Source organism: Streptomyces acidiscabies (genome assembly GCF_020010905.1).
Classification (GTDB): Bacteria; Actinomycetota; Actinomycetes; order Streptomycetales; family Streptomycetaceae; genus Streptomyces; species Streptomyces acidiscabies.
Window position 1 is genome coordinate 4,268,409 of sequence record NZ_JAGJBY010000002.1, and the last position, 17,103, is coordinate 4,285,511.

14 protein-coding genes are annotated in these 17,103 nt (G+C 72.0%); 4 read left to right on the forward strand and 10 right to left on the reverse strand.

The window, feature by feature from the left end:
* Positions 1-80 precede the first annotated feature (80 nt).
* Positions 81-1,064: an aldo/keto reductase gene (locus tag J8M50_RS45195; RefSeq protein ID WP_010356459.1), complete on the forward strand. Its 984-nt coding sequence runs from the start codon at positions 81-83 to the stop codon at positions 1,062-1,064.
* A 3-nt stretch (positions 1,065-1,067) separates the two neighbouring features.
* Here J8M50_RS45195 and J8M50_RS45200 read toward each other — a convergent pair whose 3' ends face one another.
* The 7 genes from J8M50_RS45200 to J8M50_RS45230 form a co-directional block, all read right to left on the reverse strand.
* Complete coding sequence (locus J8M50_RS45200) at positions 1,068-2,102, reverse strand: hypothetical protein (protein WP_010356458.1); 1,035 nt, start codon at positions 2,100-2,102, stop codon at positions 1,068-1,070.
* Between the two features lie 132 nt (positions 2,103-2,234).
* Positions 2,235-3,845, reverse strand: a complete 1,611-nt coding sequence (locus J8M50_RS45205) for a serine/threonine protein kinase (protein WP_075824348.1) — start codon at positions 3,843-3,845, stop codon at positions 2,235-2,237.
* 154 nt (positions 3,846-3,999) lie between these two features.
* Positions 4,000-5,358, reverse strand: coding sequence for a CAP domain-containing protein (locus J8M50_RS45210; protein ID WP_010357253.1), 1,359 nt, complete (start codon positions 5,356-5,358; stop codon positions 4,000-4,002).
* Between the two features lie 65 nt (positions 5,359-5,423).
* A complete protein-coding gene (locus J8M50_RS45215) occupies positions 5,424-6,626 on the reverse strand; it encodes a serine hydrolase domain-containing protein (RefSeq protein WP_010357254.1) in 1,203 nt (400 codons plus the stop codon).
* Between the two features lie 155 nt (positions 6,627-6,781).
* Positions 6,782-7,135, reverse strand: a complete 354-nt coding sequence (locus tag J8M50_RS45220) for a UBP-type zinc finger domain-containing protein (RefSeq protein WP_010357256.1) — start codon at positions 7,133-7,135, stop codon at positions 6,782-6,784.
* Positions 7,132-8,580 (reverse strand): ATP-binding protein, encoded by a 1,449-nt coding sequence (locus J8M50_RS45225; protein ID WP_010357258.1) that lies wholly within the window; start codon positions 8,578-8,580, stop codon positions 7,132-7,134. The genes J8M50_RS45220 and J8M50_RS45225 overlap by 4 nt, the downstream gene beginning before the upstream one ends.
* Entirely contained in the window at positions 8,577-10,253 is a 1,677-nt protein-coding gene (locus J8M50_RS45230) for an NAD(P)/FAD-dependent oxidoreductase (RefSeq protein WP_010357259.1), read from the reverse strand. Before J8M50_RS45230 ends, J8M50_RS45225 begins: the two co-directional genes overlap by 4 nt.
* Positions 10,254-10,384: 131 nt before the next feature.
* On the opposite strand from J8M50_RS45230, the gene J8M50_RS45235 reads away from it, so the two are divergent.
* Complete coding sequence (locus J8M50_RS45235; protein ID WP_010357260.1) at positions 10,385-11,239, forward strand: universal stress protein; 855 nt, start codon at positions 10,385-10,387, stop codon at positions 11,237-11,239.
* Between the two features lie 12 nt (positions 11,240-11,251).
* On the opposite strand, the gene J8M50_RS45240 is transcribed toward J8M50_RS45235, so the two are convergent.
* From J8M50_RS45240 to J8M50_RS45250, 3 genes are all read right to left on the reverse strand, one after another.
* A complete protein-coding gene (locus J8M50_RS45240; protein ID WP_010357261.1) occupies positions 11,252-12,487 on the reverse strand; it encodes a DUF4032 domain-containing protein in 1,236 nt (411 codons plus the stop codon).
* Positions 12,488-12,665: 178 nt separating this feature from the next.
* Positions 12,666-13,403, reverse strand: a complete 738-nt coding sequence (locus J8M50_RS45245) for an MBL fold metallo-hydrolase (RefSeq protein ID WP_010357262.1) — start codon at positions 13,401-13,403, stop codon at positions 12,666-12,668.
* 53 nt (positions 13,404-13,456) lie between these two features.
* Positions 13,457-14,644 (reverse strand): acyltransferase family protein, encoded by a 1,188-nt coding sequence (locus J8M50_RS45250; RefSeq protein WP_010357263.1) that lies wholly within the window; start codon positions 14,642-14,644, stop codon positions 13,457-13,459.
* 155 nt (positions 14,645-14,799) lie between these two features.
* On the opposite strand from J8M50_RS45250, the gene J8M50_RS45255 reads away from it, so the two are divergent.
* Together J8M50_RS45255 and J8M50_RS45260 are read left to right on the forward strand one after the other, a co-directional pair.
* Positions 14,800-15,414, forward strand: coding sequence for a TetR/AcrR family transcriptional regulator (locus J8M50_RS45255; protein ID WP_010357264.1), 615 nt, complete (start codon positions 14,800-14,802; stop codon positions 15,412-15,414).
* Positions 15,415-15,427: 13 nt separating this feature from the next.
* Positions 15,428-17,101 (forward strand): FAD-binding dehydrogenase, encoded by a 1,674-nt coding sequence (locus J8M50_RS45260; RefSeq protein WP_010357265.1) that lies wholly within the window; start codon positions 15,428-15,430, stop codon positions 17,099-17,101.
* Positions 17,102-17,103 lie beyond the last annotated feature (2 nt).

Sequence of the window (17,103 nt, forward strand, 5' to 3'; positions counted from 1 at the left end):
CAGATCACCCGTACGAGTGACGGACCTTCACCTGGCGCCCCCGTTACCGCCCCGACCGGCCCTGATGACAGACTGCGCCCATGGAGCAGCGCGCATTCACACGGGCCGGACGGTCCGCATCCGTCATCGGCCTCGGTACCTGGCAGCTCGGCGCCGACTGGGGCGATGTCGACGAGAAGGAGGCCCTCGCGGTCCTGGACGCGGCCGTCGAGTCCGGCGTCACCTTCTTCGACACCGCCGACGTCTACGGCGACGGCCTCAGCGAACAGACCATCGCGACGTACCTGCGCTCCCGCCCGGAGCAGGACATCTTCGTCGCCACCAAGATGGGCCGCCGCGTCGAGCAGCTCCCCGAGAACTACGTACTCGACAACTTCCGCGCCTGGAACGACCGTTCACGCCGCAACCTGGGCGTCGACCGCCTCGACCTGGTCCAGCTGCACTGCCCGCCCACCCCCGTCTACTCCACCGACGAGGTCTTCGACGCCCTCGACACCCTGGTCGCGGAGGAGCGCATCGCGCACTACGGGGTCAGCGTCGAGACGTGCGCGGAGGCGCTCACCGCGATCGCCCGCCCCGGTGTCGCGAGCGTTCAGATCATCCTCAACCCGTTCCGCCTCAAGCCCCTCGCCGAGGTCCTCCCGGCCGCCGAGAAGGCGGGGGTCGCGATCATCGCGCGCGTACCGCTCGCCTCCGGCCTGCTGTCCGGGAAGTACACCAAGGACACGGTGTTCCCGGCCAACGACCACCGCACCTACAACCGGCACGGCGAGTCCTTCGACCAGGGCGAGACCTTCTCCGGCGTCGACTACGCGACCGGCGTCGAGGCCGCCGTCGAGTTCGCGGGCCTCGCCCCCGAGGGTGTCACCCCCGCCCAGCTCGCCCTGCGCTGGATCCTCCAGCAGCCCGGCGTCACCACCGTCATCCCCGGCGCCCGCACCCCCGGACAGGCCCGCGCCAACGCGAGCGCCGCGGACCTGCCCGAACTGGACGCCGCCACCCTGGCCTCGATCCGGGACCTGTACGACCGCCGGATCAAGGACCAGGTCGAGAACCGCTGGTAGCGGCTACTCGGCGCTCCGTGCCTTGCGCAGGGAGGAGATGCAGCTTCCGATCGCCTCCTGCAACTCCTCCAGCTGCTTGACCATGTCGTCCTCGTAGAAGTCCTGCGCGTCGTCGAAGGTCAGCTCCTCGAAGACCTTCGTGGCCCGCTGGAGGCTGCTGTAGAACTTCGTGCGCCGCTCCTGGACCCGCAGTTCGGGATCGGCCTCGACGGTCTCCACGACGAGGTTCTTCATCGTGTCGTACGCCTCGGTCGCCCACTCGCCGGCGTCCTCGTCGTCGCTCAGCTCGTCGATGAGGGACAGGTGCCGCTCGGCCTCCTCGCGCAGCGACACCGGCGCGTCGATCATCTGCCCGGCCGGGGTCTTCACCTGGCCGGACTCGGCGATCTGCCGGACGTACCCGATCCGGTCGGCGGAGCGGCTCTCGGTGGCGACGGCCTTCTTCAGGTCGTCGGTCCGTACGACGTCCCGGGCCAGCTCGGCCTGGAGCGTCGGGTCCTCCTTGATGCGGTCCAGGAGGGCGGCGCGGGCCGCGCGCGCGGTGGAGGGGTCGGCGAGGATCGCGGCGCGCAGGGCGGTCGGGTTCTCGGCGACCTCCAGGGCCTTCGTCGGCCGGATGCCCTCCGCCTCGGCCGCCTCGGAGATCGCGGTGCCGCGCTCGGAAGTGGCGCTGGAGCGGGAGACGTAGTAGCTCAGCCAGACGTCCGCGTCCGGGAGCTGGATGTCCTGGCCGGGTTCCAGCTCCTCGAACTGCGGGACGAGACCGTCGTCGGCGGCCTTGTCCCACGCCTTGTAGTAGCGCATCACGCGCTCGGGCGAGCACTCGGCCAGCTCGGCGAACTCCTTCGCCGACACCTTGTCGCTCTCGCCCGCGGCCTGACCGCCGGGCCGCACACTGCGCGCCACCTTCAGGCCGAAGGCCCACCCGCCGGTGCGCGCGTACGCGCCGAACTCCCGCGCGTCCCGCACCACGGCATCGGCGAGCGGGGCGAACTCCACCTCGGCGGGCATCTCGGACGGGTCGATCGCCAGGGTCACGGAAGACTCCTCAAGAGAACGGAACGTGCAGACCGGCAGCCTATATCGACCCGTTGATACGGCTTTGGCAAGACCCGCGCGGTCACGCCAGGACCGGCCGAAACGTCACCTCAACTCGGCCGGAAGGTCCGTTCAGTTCGGGCGGAACGTCCGGAAGAACGTCTTGAGCGCCTCCACGTTGGCCGGCTTCTCCCAGTCCGCCTCCGGCGTCGTCCAGCGCAGCGAGAACCCGGAGTGCTCACCGGTCAGGAACCCCCGCCCGAAGGTCCGCAGCGACATGCCGTGCGCGTCCTTCACGACCCACTCCATGTCGGCCGCCTTGAACCCCTGGTACGTCGTCGCCCGGATCTCCCCGATCCGCCGGAACCCCTCCTCCTGCCGCAGCTCCGGCTCGACCGTGTCGCGCCACACCTCGACCGGGTCGGGGCCGAGCTGCGTGCTGTAGGTGACGGCGAGCGTCCGGCCGTCGCCCTTCGCGCCGAAGGTGATCCGGTACGCCAGATCGCCCTGCTTCGAGACCTCCTGCCGCTTCCACCCCTCCGGCAGGTCGATCGTGAAGCCCTCGGGCGCGCGGTACCGCTGGAACTCGGGGGCGGGCGGGGCGGACGCGGACGGGGGCGCCGACGGGGACGGCGGGGGCGCGGACGGAGAGGCGGGCGCCGTGGGGGTCGGGGAAGGCGCGGGAGGGACGGTCTGTCCGACTTCGTTGTCCGTAGGGGCCGCCGCGGTCGCCGAGGGCCGGGGCTGCGCGTCCGTGCCCGCGTCCTGCGTGCCCGGCAGCTGGTGCGTCGCCGCGAGCGCCGCGACGGCCACCGTCACGACCGCGAGCGCCGTTCCCGCCGCCATCGCCCGGCCGCGCCACGCCGGCGCCGCGTGCAGCACGGCGTACGCGCGCCGCAGCCGGGGCGCCGGGGTGAGGTGCGGGTTCTCGTCCAGCGTCCGGGTCAGGGACTGCCGCAGCACCGACCGCGTCAGCCGCTCCCGGGAGTCCTTGCGCAACAGGCCCTGTACGGTCCCGGCGAGCGGACCGGCGCGCAGGGGCGCGCGCAAGGGCAGCCGGTCCACGCCCCGCAGGGTCGCGTCGGTCCGGTCGCGGTCCCGGAACGGGGGCCGCCCCTCCAGCAGCGTGTACAGGATCGCGCCCAGCGCCCACAGGTCCGCCGCCGGGCCGATCCGCTCGTCGCGGGCCTGCTCCGGCGAGGCGTACGACGGGGCCGCGACCCGGGGCGCGAGCGTCGCGCCGACCAGACCGAAGCCGGTGAGGACGACGGGGCCCCGGTCCCGGACGAAGATCTGGCCCGGGCTCAGCTCGCCGTGCGTGATGCCCTCGCCGTGCGCCACCTCCAGGACGTCAAGGACCTCCAGGACGATCGCCGCCGCCCGCGCGGGGTGGAACGAGCCCTGCTGCTCGATCAGCTGCCCCAGCGGCAGGCCGTCGATCCACTCGGTGACCGTCCACAGCGAGCCGTCCTCCGCGACCGCGTCGAGCACCGCCGCGATCCGTCCCGGGCACAGCCGGGTCATCGTCGCCGCCATCCGCCGCACCCCCCGCGCGGCGATCCGCCCGTCCTCCTCCGCCGTCCCCTCCGGCAGTCCGATCCGCGTCACCAGGCAGGGCCTGCCGTCCTGCGCGTCCTGGCCGTACCAGCTGACGCGGTTCGTCTCCCGTTGGACGACGTCGAGGAGGAGGTATCTGCCGGCGATCAACTCGTGCGTGGAGACGTGCGCCTTGACCATGGTCATCCCTCGCTGAACCCCCGGAGTTTCGCTCCCTTTCCCAGTGGTACGGCGCGCGGGGCGCGGTGCGTTCAAAGCATCCGCGATTTCCGGGGGGAATCTGTCTTTCATTCAAAAGCGGCGGGGTGTGCGGGGAAACGTATGTGCGAGGAAAGGGGATTCAGGCGCCGAATAGCTGCGTCCAGTACGTCCCCGAGGGGCCGCCGCCTGCGAAGCCGACACCGAGGTGGGTGAAATCCGCCTTGAGGATGTTGGCCCGATGTCCCGGACTGTTCATCCAGCCTTCCACCACCTCTGCCGCCGAACGCTGGCCGCAGGCGATGTTCTCCCCGATCGACCGTTTCACCGAACCCGCCGCCTTGGCCCGGTCCCAGGGCTGAGTGCCTTCGGGGGAGGTGTGCGAGTAGAAGGCGCGGGCCGCCATGTCGACGCAGTACGCGCGCGCCGCACGCGCGAGGGGGCCGTCGGGGGCGAGCGGCCCGAGGCCGGCGCGTATCCGCTCGCGGTTGGTGAGTTCGAGCACCTCCGCCTCCACCCGGTCGAGCCCGGCCGGGGTGAGGGGGCTCGCCCAGACGGCGGTCCAGTACGCGTCGGCCCGCGCCACACCCACGTGCGTGAACACCGGGTCCTGAACCGTACGGCGGGTGTCCCCGCCGCTCAGGCAGTACTCGACGAACTCGGCATGCGTCCGGGGCCCGGACACCAGGTGCTCCCCGACAGCGAGGTACGCGAACCCGGCCGCCGTGACCCGCTGGAACACGGAGACCCCGTCCCGCCCCTCGACCCCGAGCTTCCCGGCGGCGGCCATGGCGGCGGCGTGCGCGCGGGCGGCGGAGGTGAGACGGGGGTCGAGGACGACGGGGGGTGAACCGGCTTGCGCGCGGGCGGGGTTGACGAGGGCGAGGAAGCCGTCGGGGTCGGGGGCGTGGGCGGAGGAGGCCGGGCGGGGTGGGGCGGCGGACACGGGAGCCGCCGGTGCTCGGCGTGCGCCGCCTGCCGTGCCGGTCCTGGTGACCGCCTCCGTGTGGTCCTCCGCTCCGTCGTCCGTGACGTCCACGCCGAAGTCCCGTGCCAGGCCCGCCAGTCCGTCCGCGTACCCCTGTCCCAGCGCGCGGACCTTCCAGGTGCCCGCCCTGCGGTAGACCTCCGCGAGCAGAAGGACCGTCTCCGTGCGGACGGGGGCCGGGGTGAAGCGGGTCAGGACGTGGCCCCGGGGGTCGGTGACCTGGAGGGTCGGGGTGGGGAGGCGGGCCAACTGTGTGCCGGGGTCCGCCGGGCTGACGACCAGCGTCACGCGCGAGGCCCCGGTTCGCAGCCTCGCCGGGTCCAGGGTCAGGGTGTCGCCGTGGAGGCGCGCTCCGGGGGCCGTCGGCTGGTTGAAGAACACGAAGTCCGCGTCGCCGCGGACCTTGCCGTCGTCGTCGGTGATCAGGGCGCTCACGTCGAAGGGTCCCGGTACCCGGAAGGTCCACGCGCCGCTCGGGAGGGCCGTGTTGCCCCCGGGTACCAGTTCGCTCATCGTGCCGCCCCGCCGTCGTTCCGTACCCCTTCCAACGGGCGGCCCGGCGTGACGGTTCCCGCCGGTCAGTCCAGCGCGACGTCCGGTGCCAGGTCGTCGTGCCGCTCGGGGACCGGTGCGGGGGAGACCCGGGACTGTGCGCGCTTGCCGCAGAACGCGGACTCCAGGGTGCGCAGCATCGTGGTGTGCACGCGCGAGCTGTTGGAGACGTTCGCGAGGGCGGCGAGGCTGCGGCGGCCGTCCTTCGTGGTGAACGCGTAGCTGTAGTAGCCCTGGACGGCGCCCGTGTGCCCGTACACCGACACACCGCAGGACAGGGTCCGGCGGCGCAGGCCGAGGCCGTACGCCTGGCCGGTGCCGGCCGGGACCCACTTCTGCATCTGCGCGAGCTGCGCGGCCGACATCAGCCTGCCGCGCATGAGGGCCGACAGGAACGTGTCGAGATCCTTCGTGCTGGAGATCATCGCGCCCGCGCTCTGCGCCCAGGACACGGTCTGCCGGGTCGCGTCGACGAGAGGCGCGCCCGCCCTGTCGGGGGTGAGGTACCCGCGCGTGTGGCGGCCGGGGATCGTGGCGCCGGGGTGGACGTACACGGTGTCGGTGAGCTTCAGCGGCTTGATGATCCGCTTCTGGTACTCCGCCGCGACGGAGTGCCCGGTGAGCTTCTCGACGAGCATTCCGGCGACCACGAAGTTCGTGTTGGAGTACCGGTAGGGGCCGCCCGGTTTCGTGGTGCGCGGGTGGCGCAGGGAACGGGCGACGAGCTGACGGTAGGTGAAGACCTTCGTGCGGACCGCCTCGAACCCGGAGACGGAGCTGGCGAACATGTCGTTGCTGTAGTCGTACAGGCCGCTGCGGTGGCTCAGGACGTGCCGGACGGTGATCCGGTTGTCCGGCAGCAGCTTCGGCAGGTACTGGTTGACCGGCGCGTCGAGCCGCAGCTTGCGTTCGTCGACGAGCTGGAGCAGGACGACCGCCGAGAACACCTTCGTGATGCTGCCGATCCGGAACCGGTCGGCGGTGCTGAGCGCGCGTTTCGTCGTGCGGTCGGCGACGCCGACGGTGACCTGACGGACGGTCCCTTGGTCGTCGACACGGGCCAGCGCGCCGGGCGCGCCCTGGCCGCGGGCGGTGTTCAGGACATTGCGCAGACCCGTCATGTCGGGTGCAGGTGCCGCCGCCGCGTGCGCGGGGCTGTTCAGCAGGGACAGGAACACGGCTCCCGTGAGCGCTCCACCGGTCAGCCGTCTCCACTTCGAGCGCGTCAAGCTTCCTCCGCTTCCTCACCACTCCGAGGCCGACGCACAGATGACGTTCCGTCACCCGGTGTGCGTCGCTGACGCGCCTCAGTATTGCCCCGGAGGGCGAGGAAACCGATGACCCGCGCGCGGGCGGACCCGTCGGGTTATCTCACCGGTTCATCTCACCGGTGCAGGGAGTGGGCCCAGTCCTCGGGCACCCGTCCCGCCGGACCCGGCACCGCCTGGTCCTCGGGACGGTTCACCGGCGGCGCCAGCTCCGGCCCCGTCTCGTACAGCTCGTCGCGCGCGTAGTCCCAGAACCAGCCCTCCCCGGGCTCGTAACTGCGCACCACGGGATGCCCGGTCGCCTTGTAGTGACCCGTCGCGTGCTGAGCGGGCGAGGAGTCGCAGCAGCCGACGTGCCCGCACTGTGCGCACCGCCGCAGGTGGAACCACCACCCGCCCGCCGCGTCGCAGTCCACGCACCCGGGTCCGCTGGGCGGCACGCCCGGGTCGACACCGGCGAGTTCGGTCATGACGGGTCCTCCTCGGGGAGCGGGAGCGGTGCGGTCAGCGGCAGCAGCACCTGGAACCGGGTGTCCCCGGGGACGGACTCCACCTGCAGGCTGCCGTGGTGCTTGTTGACGACGATCCGCCACGAGATGTCAAGACCGAGCCCGGTGCCCTCGCCGACCGGCTTGGTCGTGAAGAACGGGTCGAAGATCCGGTCGCGGATGTCGGCGGGCACCCCGGCGCCGGTGTCGCGGAACTCCACGAGCAACTGCTCGCCCTCGCGCGCGGTGCGGATCGTCAGGGTGCCCTCGCCGTCCATCGCGTGGACGGCGTTGTCGATGAGGTTCGTCCACACCTGGTTGAGTTCCGCCGGATATGCGGGAACTTCTGGGAGTGTCCGGTCGTAGTCCTTCACAACGGCGACGAGTCTGCCGAGTTTGCCGGAGAGCATGAGGAGGGTGCTGTCGAGAAGCTCATGGACGTCGACGTCGCGGTAGGAAGCGCGGTCGAGCTGCGAGTACTGCTTCGCGGCGTCGACCAGATGCGAGATGCGGGTGGTGGAGTCCTCGATCTCGGACATCAGCAGCTCGGTCTCGACCGTGTAGTTGAGCCAGCCTACCGCCCCAGGGAGGATCTCCTCGCCGACGGCCACCGCGACCTGCTCCAGCCAGTCCACGTCGAGCCCGGCCTGCACGAAGGTCGGCGCGAGCCGCCACCCCTCGGTCACGCCGCGCTCGTCGAGCCAGTCGGCGATCTCGTCCTCCCGGTCGGACGCCTCGATCGGGCTCAGCGCGGGCGCCTTGCCGACCCGCTCGGCCGTCCGCTCCTGGATCTCGATCAGCCGCGTCAACGCCTCGCGGTCGTACGGCCCGGAGGCGATCACGGCGAGCTTGTGCCGCATCTTCGCCACCCGCTCCCGCAGCGACGCCGTCGCGCGCACGGCAGCCGCCGCCGGGTTGTTCAGCTCGTGCGTGAGACCCGCCGACAGCGAGCCCAGCGCGAGCAGCCGCTCCCGCTGGGCGACCGTCCGCTGCGTGTTGCGGGAGCCGAAGAACATGCCCTCCAGCATGTGCACGGCCATCGGGAACCAGTCCCGCATCATCGCCGCGAACGCCTCGGACGGCAGCACGAAGAACCGGGACGGCTCGGTCACCCGCATCGACCCGGCGTACACCTGGGGCACCCGGTCCCCGAGGAACGCCTGCATCGACCCCGAGTACACGCCGCGCTGCGAGGTCCGGTTGATCTCCACGTCGTCCACGCCGACCCGCCGCGACAGCACGACGGTGCCCTGGATCATCACGTAGAAGCAGGTCGCCGGCTCGCCCTCGGCGTACACCGGGCCCGGCTCGAACTTCTCGACCCGGCCCACCGCGCACAGCCGCCCGAGCTGCTCCGGGGTCAGGTCCTCGAACAGGAACAGCGACCCGATCTCCGCCGGGTCGCAGGGCAGCACGACCCCGCTCACGACTGCTCCAGGTACCGGTGGACGAGCATGACGGCCATGGCTCCCTCTCCTACGGCGGACGCGACCCGCTTCGCGGACTCCGCGCGCGCGTCCCCGGCGACGAACACGCCGGGCACGCTGGTCTCCAGGTGGTACGGCGGCCGGTCCAGCTCCCAGCCCGCCGGGGGCCGCCCGTCCGGCGTCAGGTCGGGCCCGGCGAGAATGAAGCCGCGCCCGTCGCGCTGCACCGTCTCGTCGAGCCAGTCCGTCAGGGGCGCCGCCCCGATGAACACGAACAGCCACTGCGCGTCGACCAGTTCACTCGCCCCGCCCGCCACGTCCCGCAGCGTCAGCTGCTCCAGGTGGTCGGTGCCATGAGCCGACTCGACGACCGTGTGCGGGCGCACCGAGATGTTCGGCGCCTGCTCGATCTGCTGGATCAGGTAGTGCGACATCGACGCCGACAGGTCAGGACCGCGCACCAGCAGCGTCACCGACTTCGCGCCCTTGGCCAGGTACATCGCCGCCTGCCCGGCCGAGTTCGCACCGCCCACGATGTACACGTCGTGCCCCTGGCAGGACGGCGCCTCCGTCAGCGCCGACCCGTAGAACACCCCGCGCCCGGTGAGGTCCTGCGCCCCGGGACACTCCAGCTGCCGGTACGACACGCCCGTCGCGAGGATCACGCTGTGCGCGGCGACCGACGAGCCGTCCGCGAACCGCACCACCCGCGCGGAGCCGCTCGCGTCCAGGCCCGTCACCTCGCGCGCGGTGAGGATCTCCGCCCCGAACTTCGCCGCCTGACGGCGCGCCCGCTCGGTGAGCTGACCGCCGGACACCCCGTCGGGGAAGCCCAGGTAGTTCTCGATGCGCGAACTCTGCCCCGCCTGCCCGCCGGTCGCCGACCGCTCCACGAGCACCGTCCGCAGCCCCTCCGACGCCCCGTACACGGCCGACCCGAGCCCCGCCGGGCCGCCGCCGATCACCACCAGGTCGTAGAAGTCGGCCGCCGGCGTCGTCGCGAGGCCCACGCGCGCGGCCAGCTCCGCGTCACCCGGCTCGACCAGCGCAGCGCCCTCCTCGGTGACCACCAGCGGCAGCCGCTCGCCGTCCGCGCTGGCCGCCGCGAGCAGCCGCCGGCCCTCCGGCTCGTCCGAGGAGTACCACCGGTAGGGCACCTGGTTGCGCGCCAGGAACTCCCGCACCTCCGAGGAGCGCGCCGACCAGCGGTGCCCGACCACCTTCGTCGTCGGCACCGGCCGGTGGTCGCTGCGCCGCCATGCCTCCAGCAGGTCGTCCAGGACCGGGTAGAGCTTCTCCTCCGGCGGGTCCCACGGCTTCAGCAGGTAGTGGTCCAGATCGACCACGTTGATCGCGTCGATCGCCGCGTTCGTGTCCGCGTACGCCGTCAGCAGCACCCGGCGCGCACCCGGGTACACGTCCAGTGCCTGCTCCAGGAACTCGATGCCGTTCATCTGCGGCATCCGGTAGTCCGCGAGGATCACCGCGACCAGATCGCCGCGCAGCTTCAGCTCCCGCAGCGCCTCCAACGCCGACTCACCGGACTCGGCGCGCACGATGCGGTGCCCGGCGCCGTAGCGGCGCCTCAGATCACGGGCGACGGCGCGGGAGACCCCCGGGTCGTCGTCCACGGTCAGGATGACGGTCCGCGCTGTTTCGGCGGCCTGTGTCATACGTTTTCCACCCCGAGTGCTCAGGTCCAGGGCGTGCGGCCCTGGGCGACACCGGCCATCGTAGGGTCGGAAGGGAACAAACGCTCGGCCTCGCGGCCACCGCGCGGGGCCACGACCGGGAAGGCGGCACCATGACGGCCCCGATCACGGCAGGCTTCGACGGCACCGACGAGAGCCTCGCCGCCCTGTCCTGGGCGGCCCGCGAGGCCGTACGGCAAGGCGCGGCGCTCAGGATCGCGCACGCCTGGCAGGTCCACCCGGACGCCACCGTCGACCATGCCACGCAGGAGGGCTGGGCGCGCGACGCCGTCACGAAGGCCGCCCAGGAGATCACCGCACGCCACCCCGGCCTCCCGGTGACCTGGGAAGCCGTCGAGGGCCCCGTCGTCGAGACGCTGACCGCCGCCGAAGACCTCCTGGTGCTCGGCTCGCGCGGACACGGCGCCGTCGTCGGCTTCCTCCTCGGCTCGGTCGGCCAGCAGGTCATCGCCGACGCCGGCCACCCCGTCGTCCTGGTCCGCGCCGACGACGACCCCGCGCACGAGGCCGCCGGGCGCGACATCGTCGTAGGACAGGAGGGCGAGCCCGAGGACAGCGCCGGCGCGCTGGAGTTCGCGTTCCGGACGGCCGCCGCACGCGGCGCGCGCGTACGGGTCGTCCGCGCCTGGACGCTGCCCCCGGTGTTCGCCTACAGCCCCGGCTCGATCATGCTCCTCGACGAGGCCGGCGGACCCGAACCGTTCGAACAGAAGGCCCTCGCCGACGCCGTACGCCCCTGGCGCGAGCGGTTCCCGAAAGTGCCCGTCGTCGAGCACATCGAGATGGGCAGCGCCGGACAGGTGCTTCTCTCGGCGGCCGGTGAGGCTCAGTTGGTGGTCGTCGGGCGCAGGGCGCGGCGTACGGCCGTCGGCGCGCGCATCGGGTCCGTCGCGCACGGCGTGCTGCACCACGCGCCCTGCCCGGTGGCGGTGGTACCGCACGCCTGAGGCTCACCCGGGTCATTCCGGGATCGTCGGCTCCAGGGTCTCGCGGGCCTTGGGGAGGATGTTCTCGATGTAGTCCTTGACGGCTTCGTCGAGACCGATGTCGTGCTGTGCGCGCTCGGACAGGTACCAGCGGTGCTCCAGCAGCTCGTGGTAGATCTCCGCCGGGTCCATCTGACCGCGCACCTCGAACGGCACCTCGCGCACGGTCGGCCGGAACACGTCCCGCACCCAGCGGTGCGCCAGCACCTCCGGGCGGGCTGCCAGGGGGTCGCCGGGCGCGTAGTCGTCCTGGGTCGCCATCCACGACTCCAGGTCGCTCAGCAGCCGCCTGGCCTGATTCTCCTCCGTGTCAAGCCCGGTCAACCGCAGCAACTGGCGCTGGTGGTGGCCGGCGTCCACGACCTTCGGCACGAACGTGACCGTGTCGCCGTTGGAGGAGTGCTCGATCTGCATCTCGGCGACGTCGAAACCCAGCTCGTTCAGCCGCCGGATACGGCGCTCGATGTAGTGGTACTTGCCCGCCGGGTACACCGAGGTGCGGGTCAGCTCCTCCCACAGCTCGCAGTAGCGCCGGTAGATCTCCTGCCCGAACTCGATCGCGTCGATCGACGGGTGCAGCGCGCCCGACGCCTCCAGGTCGAGCAGCTCCCCGCTGATGTTCACGCGCGCGAGGTCCACGTCGTACTCCCGCTGCCCCGGGGACAGCTGCGGGTGCAGGTCGCCGGTCTCCGCGTCCACCAGGTACGCCGCGTACGCGCCCGCGTCGCGCCGGAACAGGGTGTTGGACAGCGAGCAGTCGCCCCACGCGAACCCGGCCAGGTGCAGGCGCACCAGGAGCACCGCGAGGGCGTCCATCAGCCGGTGCATCGTCGCGGGGCGCATCGTCGTCTCGAACATCGACCGGTACGGCTGCGAGCCGCCCAGGTGCCGGGTCACCAGCACCGACTCCAGGGGGCCGCCGTCCTCGGTGGTCCGGCCCGTCACGACCGCCAGGGGGTCGACGGCCGGGATGCCGAGGCGGTCCAGGTCGCGCAGCAGCTCGTACTCGCGCAGGGCGGGCCGCTCGGCCAGCTCCTTGACGGCGATCACCTCGTCCCCCGCGCGCGCGTAGCGCACGACGTGCCGCGAGATGCCGCGCGGCAGCGGGACGAGGACCTCCTCGGGCCACTCCTCCAGCGGAACGTCCCACGGCAGCTCCAGCAGGAGGGCCGGATGCTCCGGAGTAGTCGCACTTATCTGCAAAGCCATGGCCTGACCCTAGACCGTCCGGCACATGGGGGGCGGCGTCGCGGGGCTGGGCACGCGCATCTGCGGCGTTGTCGTCGGTCGCCATGGCTCCGCCATGACTCCCTCCTCCGCCTTGCAGCTGCACGCACCCAGCCCCGCTCCTTCTTCCACCCCCCATGTGCCGGACGGTCTAGACGTCCTACCCGCGCGCGTGACGTGCGGCGTCGCCGATGTCACCTCGGTGCAGCGGACCGTGTCCCGGGAGGACGACGTCGCCGTCCAGGTCCTCGAACAGGGCCAGGGACGCGACGGCGCGTTCCCGTTCGTGGTGGAACATGTCGGGCAGGAGCTGCGGGCCCTGTCTGCGGGACGTCGGGTGGCCGCTGACCAGGGCGTCCCCGGAGATCACCACGCCGGCCTCGGGGAGGTGGTACGCGCAGTGGCCGAGCGTGTGGCCCGGCGTGTGTACGGGGACCGGGCGGCCCGGCAGGTCCAGCGCGCCGGGTGCCGGGAACGTCTCCGGGGAGCTGACCCGGGTGTCCGTGGTGCCGCCCGAGCGGATCGCGTGCACCGCCCACGGCAGGACGCCCGGACGCCAGCCGTTCTTCAGCACCGTCCCGACGGTGACCTGGTGCAGGAACTCCCGGCGCGCGTGCGGCACTTCCGCCTCGTGCAGGTACACGGGCGTGCCGTACGTCGAGCGCAGGAACTCCGCGTTGCCCAGGTGGTCGGAGTGCGCGTGGGTGATGAGCACCGCCGTGATCGCCTCGGGGGCGCCGCCCACCGCAGTGAGGGAGGCGAGGAGCGCCTCGCGGTCGCCGGGGTAGCCGGTGTCGACGAGCGTGACCGCGTCGCCGTCCGTGAGGATCACCCAGTTGGTGTTGGAGCCGCGCACGAGATGGATCCCGTCGGCGACTTGCCGCACGTCTGCCTGCATCGCTGGTCCTGTGGGGGGAGGGGTCCGAGCCGGTCGAGGCACAGCAAAGCAGATCAAGAAGCCGGTGCCGCCGGTGGGGTGGCGGCTTTCGGCGCCCCGGGACGCAGGCCGAACAGGAACCTCGTCACGCGCGTACGGCGCACGCCGAACTCGTACAGCACGAGGATCGTCGCGAGGGACGCTGCCACGATCGCCGCGTACTTGGCGACGATCGGCGCCTGCCAGCCGACGATCCCGTACGCGTACGCGACCACCACGGGCTGGTGCAGGACGTACAACGGCAGGGCGGCGACTCCCAGATACACCTTCACGCGCCCCGGCCGCTTGCCGGCTTCGTCCTCCCTCGCGCGCGGGCGGTCCAGGAACCCCAGGATCGCCAGGACGACGCACCAGCCCGCCGCCGTGAACAGCGCGCGCGTCGCCACCGCGAGCGGTGTCCACGCCGTGAACGGGTCCTCGTCGGCCGCGAACCCCGGTGTCGTCGCCGCGAACAGCACCGAGCCCGCGATCCCCAGCGGCTTGGCCAGCGCCCGCATCGCCGCGCGCACCCGCTCGTCCCCGGCGAGCGCGAAGCCGTACAGGAAGAACACCAGGTACGCCCAGTGGTTCCACCCCGCGTAGTCGATCTCCATCCCCGCGAGGACGTCGATCAGCAGCAGCGGCACCAGCGGCAGGAGCAGCAGCGCCGGACGGCGGGCCACGGCCGGCACCGCGCGGTCCGCGAGCGCCGAGAGGCGCGCCGCGAACGGGGCGAGCATCAGGCAGAACGCCAGCAGCAGGAGCACGAACCACAGATGGCCGGTCTCGAAGTACCGCCCGTCGACGACGAACGGGAAGTCCGCGAAGTCCAGCCGGACCGTCATGAAACGTGGCCAGAAACGCCAGTACGACTCGTGGTACGACGCGTCCGCCGACCGCAGCCGCAGCCACTGGGGCAGCGGGTTGAGGGCGAGCGTCGTGAACACCAGCGGCACCCCGAGCCGCAGCAGCCGCTCCCGCGCGAAACCGCCCGCCCCGCGACCGCGCACCGAGTACCGCGCACCGATCCCCGCGACCAGGAACAGCATCGGCATCGCCCAGATCACCCCGAACCCGGCGAGGAACGTGATCACCTCGGTCCGCTCGCGGTTCTGGACGTAGAAGTCGCCCTCGGTGGCGAACACCAGCCCCGCGTGGAAGAAGACCAGCCCGATCACCACGAACGTGCGCAGCGCGTCGAGTTCCCCACGTCGGACGGTCACCGGCCCAGTGTCGGGGACTCCGTGGGCGGACGACAGGGCTCCGGCACACCTCGTCGCGACCCCGGATCGAAAACTCGTTCGAGTGAAGAAGTTCGCTGACTCTTTCGATGCACGGATGTATCCGATACGTTTGTGTATCGAACGGAGGTACGGACATGGCCGACGACACGAACACCCCCCGCGTCACCCGACGCCGCGTCCGCACGCGCGCCAACCTCCTCGCCGCCGCGTTCACCGTCTTCGCCGCCAAAGGGTTCGGCCGGGTCTCCATCGAGGAGATCTGCGAGGCCGCCGGATACAGCCGGGGCGCCTTCTACTCCAACTTCGACAGCCTCGACGAACTCTTCTTCGCGCTCTACCGCCAGCGCGCCGACCTCATCGCCGAGCAGGTCGCCGGGGCGCTCGCGCAGGACGGCCCCGGGCTCGACGTACCGGAAGCCGTCGACCGCGTGACCGACGTGCTCCTCCTCGACCACGACTGGCTGCTCGTCAAGACCGACTTCCTCGTGCACGCGGCCCGGGACCCGGAGGTCGCCGAGAGCCTCCTCGGGCACCGCGCGCGCCTGCGGGGCGCCATCACCGACCGGCTCGCCGAGACCCCCGTCCCCCCGGTCCTCGGCGACGCCCCCGCCGCCGCACACGCGGTGATCGCCGCCTACGACGGCGTCACCACCCAACTCCTGCTGGACAAAGACGTCGAGCGCGCCCGCGCCTGGCTGAAACAACTGCTCACCGCGCTGCTGACGGACGGCAGCGACACCATCGGATGAAGGGACGGGCGTCATGGACGCGGACGTCATCGTCGTCGGGGCCGGACTCGCCGGGCTGGTCGCCGCGCACGAACTGACCAGCAGGGGCCGCCGGGTCGCCCTGGTCGACCAGGAGAACGCCGCCAACCTCGGCGGCCAGGCGTACTGGTCCTTCGGCGGGCTCTTCCTCGTCGACTCCCCGGAACAGCGCCGCCTCGGCATCAAGGACTCCCTCGACCTCGCCTGGAGCGACTGGCAGGGCAGCGCGGGCTTCGACCGCACCGAGGACGAGGACTCCTGGGCGGTGCGCTGGGCGCGCGCCTACGTCGAATGGGCGGCCGGCGAGAAGCGGACCTGGCTCGCCGGGCACGGCATTTCCTTCGTCCCCACCGTCGGCTGGGCCGAGCGCGGCGACCTGCGCGCCGACGGCCACGGCAACTCCGTCCCCCGCTTCCACGTCGCCTGGGGGACCGGCACCGGCGTCGTCGAACCCTTCGTGAAGTACGCCAAACAGGCCGCCAAGGACGGGCTGCTCACCTTCCACCACCGCCACCGCGTGGACGCGCTGGTCGTCGAGGACGGCACCGCCAAGGGCGTGCGCGGCACGGTCCTCGCGCCCGACGACTCCGCGCGCGGGGTGGCCTCCAACCGGGACGCCATCGGGGAGTTCGAGCTCACCGCGCAGGCCGTCGTCGTCACCTCCGGCGGCATCGGCGGCGACCACGACATCGTGCGCCGGTACTGGCCCGAGCGGCTCGGCACCCCGCCCGCCGAGATGATCACCGGCGTCCCCGCCTACGTCGACGGCCGGATGCTCGACATCAGCGCCGACGCGGGCGCACGCCTCGTCAACCGCGACCGGATGTGGCACTACACCGAGGGCATCCAGAACTGGAACCCCATCTGGCCCGGCCACGGCATCCGCATCCTGCCCGGACCGTCCTCGATGTGGTTCGACGCCCTCGGCCGCCGCCTCCCCGACCCCTGCCTGCCCGGCTACGACACCCTCGGCACCCTCAAGCACCTGCGCACCACCGAGGACATCGCCGGATACGACCACTCCTGGTTCGTGCTCTCGCAGAAGATCGTCGAGAAGGAGTTCGCGCTCTCGGGCTCCGAGCAGAACCCCGACATCACCGCCAAGGACCGCAAGGCCGTCCTGCGCGACCGGCTCCTCGGCAAGGGCGCCCCCGCCCCCGTGCAGGCGTTCCTCGACCACGGCGCCGACTTCGTCATCGCCGACACGCTGGACCGGCTCGTCGAGAAGATGAACGGCCTCACCGACAAGCCCCTCCTCGACGCCGACACCCTGCGCCGCCAGATCCGCGCCCGCGACCTCCAGATCGCCAACCCCTACAGCAAGGACGCCCAGGTCCAGGGCATCCGCAACGCCCGCCGCTACATCGGCGACCGCCTCGGCCGCGTCGCCACCCCACACCGCATCCTCGACCCCGCCTCCGGCCCGCTCATCGGCATCAAGCTGCACATCCTCACCCGCAAGACCCTCGGCGGCATCCAGACCGACCTGGACTCCCGCGCGCTGGACGCCGACGGCACACCGATCGAGGGCCTGTACGCGGCCGGCGAGGTCGCCGGCTTCGGCGGCGGCGGGGTCCACGGCTACAACGCGCTGGAGGGCACGTTCCTGGGCGGCTGCCTGTTCTCGGGCCGGGCGGCGGGAAGGGCGGCGGCCGAACAGACGAGGTGAGA

Coding starts and splice junctions, on each gene's coding strand:
- J8M50_RS45210 (WP_010357253.1), bottom strand. CDS start 5,358: ATGAGCGAACTGGTACCCGGGGGCAACACGGCCCTCCCGAGCGGCGCG.
- J8M50_RS45205 (WP_075824348.1), bottom strand. CDS start 3,845: ATGACCATGGTCAAGGCGCACGTCTCCACGCACGAGTTGATCGCCGGC.
- J8M50_RS45235 (WP_010357260.1), top strand. CDS start 10,385: ATGACGGCCCCGATCACGGCAGGCTTCGACGGCACCGACGAGAGCCTC.
- J8M50_RS45220 (WP_010357256.1), bottom strand. CDS start 7,135: ATGACCGAACTCGCCGGTGTCGACCCGGGCGTGCCGCCCAGCGGACCC.
- J8M50_RS45230 (WP_010357259.1), bottom strand. CDS start 10,253: ATGACACAGGCCGCCGAAACAGCGCGGACCGTCATCCTGACCGTGGAC.
- J8M50_RS45195 (WP_010356459.1), top strand. CDS start 81: ATGGAGCAGCGCGCATTCACACGGGCCGGACGGTCCGCATCCGTCATC.
- J8M50_RS45240 (WP_010357261.1), bottom strand. CDS start 12,487: ATGGCTTTGCAGATAAGTGCGACTACTCCGGAGCATCCGGCCCTCCTG.
- J8M50_RS45255 (WP_010357264.1), top strand. CDS start 14,800: ATGGCCGACGACACGAACACCCCCCGCGTCACCCGACGCCGCGTCCGC.
- J8M50_RS45260 (WP_010357265.1), top strand. CDS start 15,428: ATGGACGCGGACGTCATCGTCGTCGGGGCCGGACTCGCCGGGCTGGTC.
- J8M50_RS45245 (WP_010357262.1), bottom strand. CDS start 13,403: ATGCAGGCAGACGTGCGGCAAGTCGCCGACGGGATCCATCTCGTGCGC.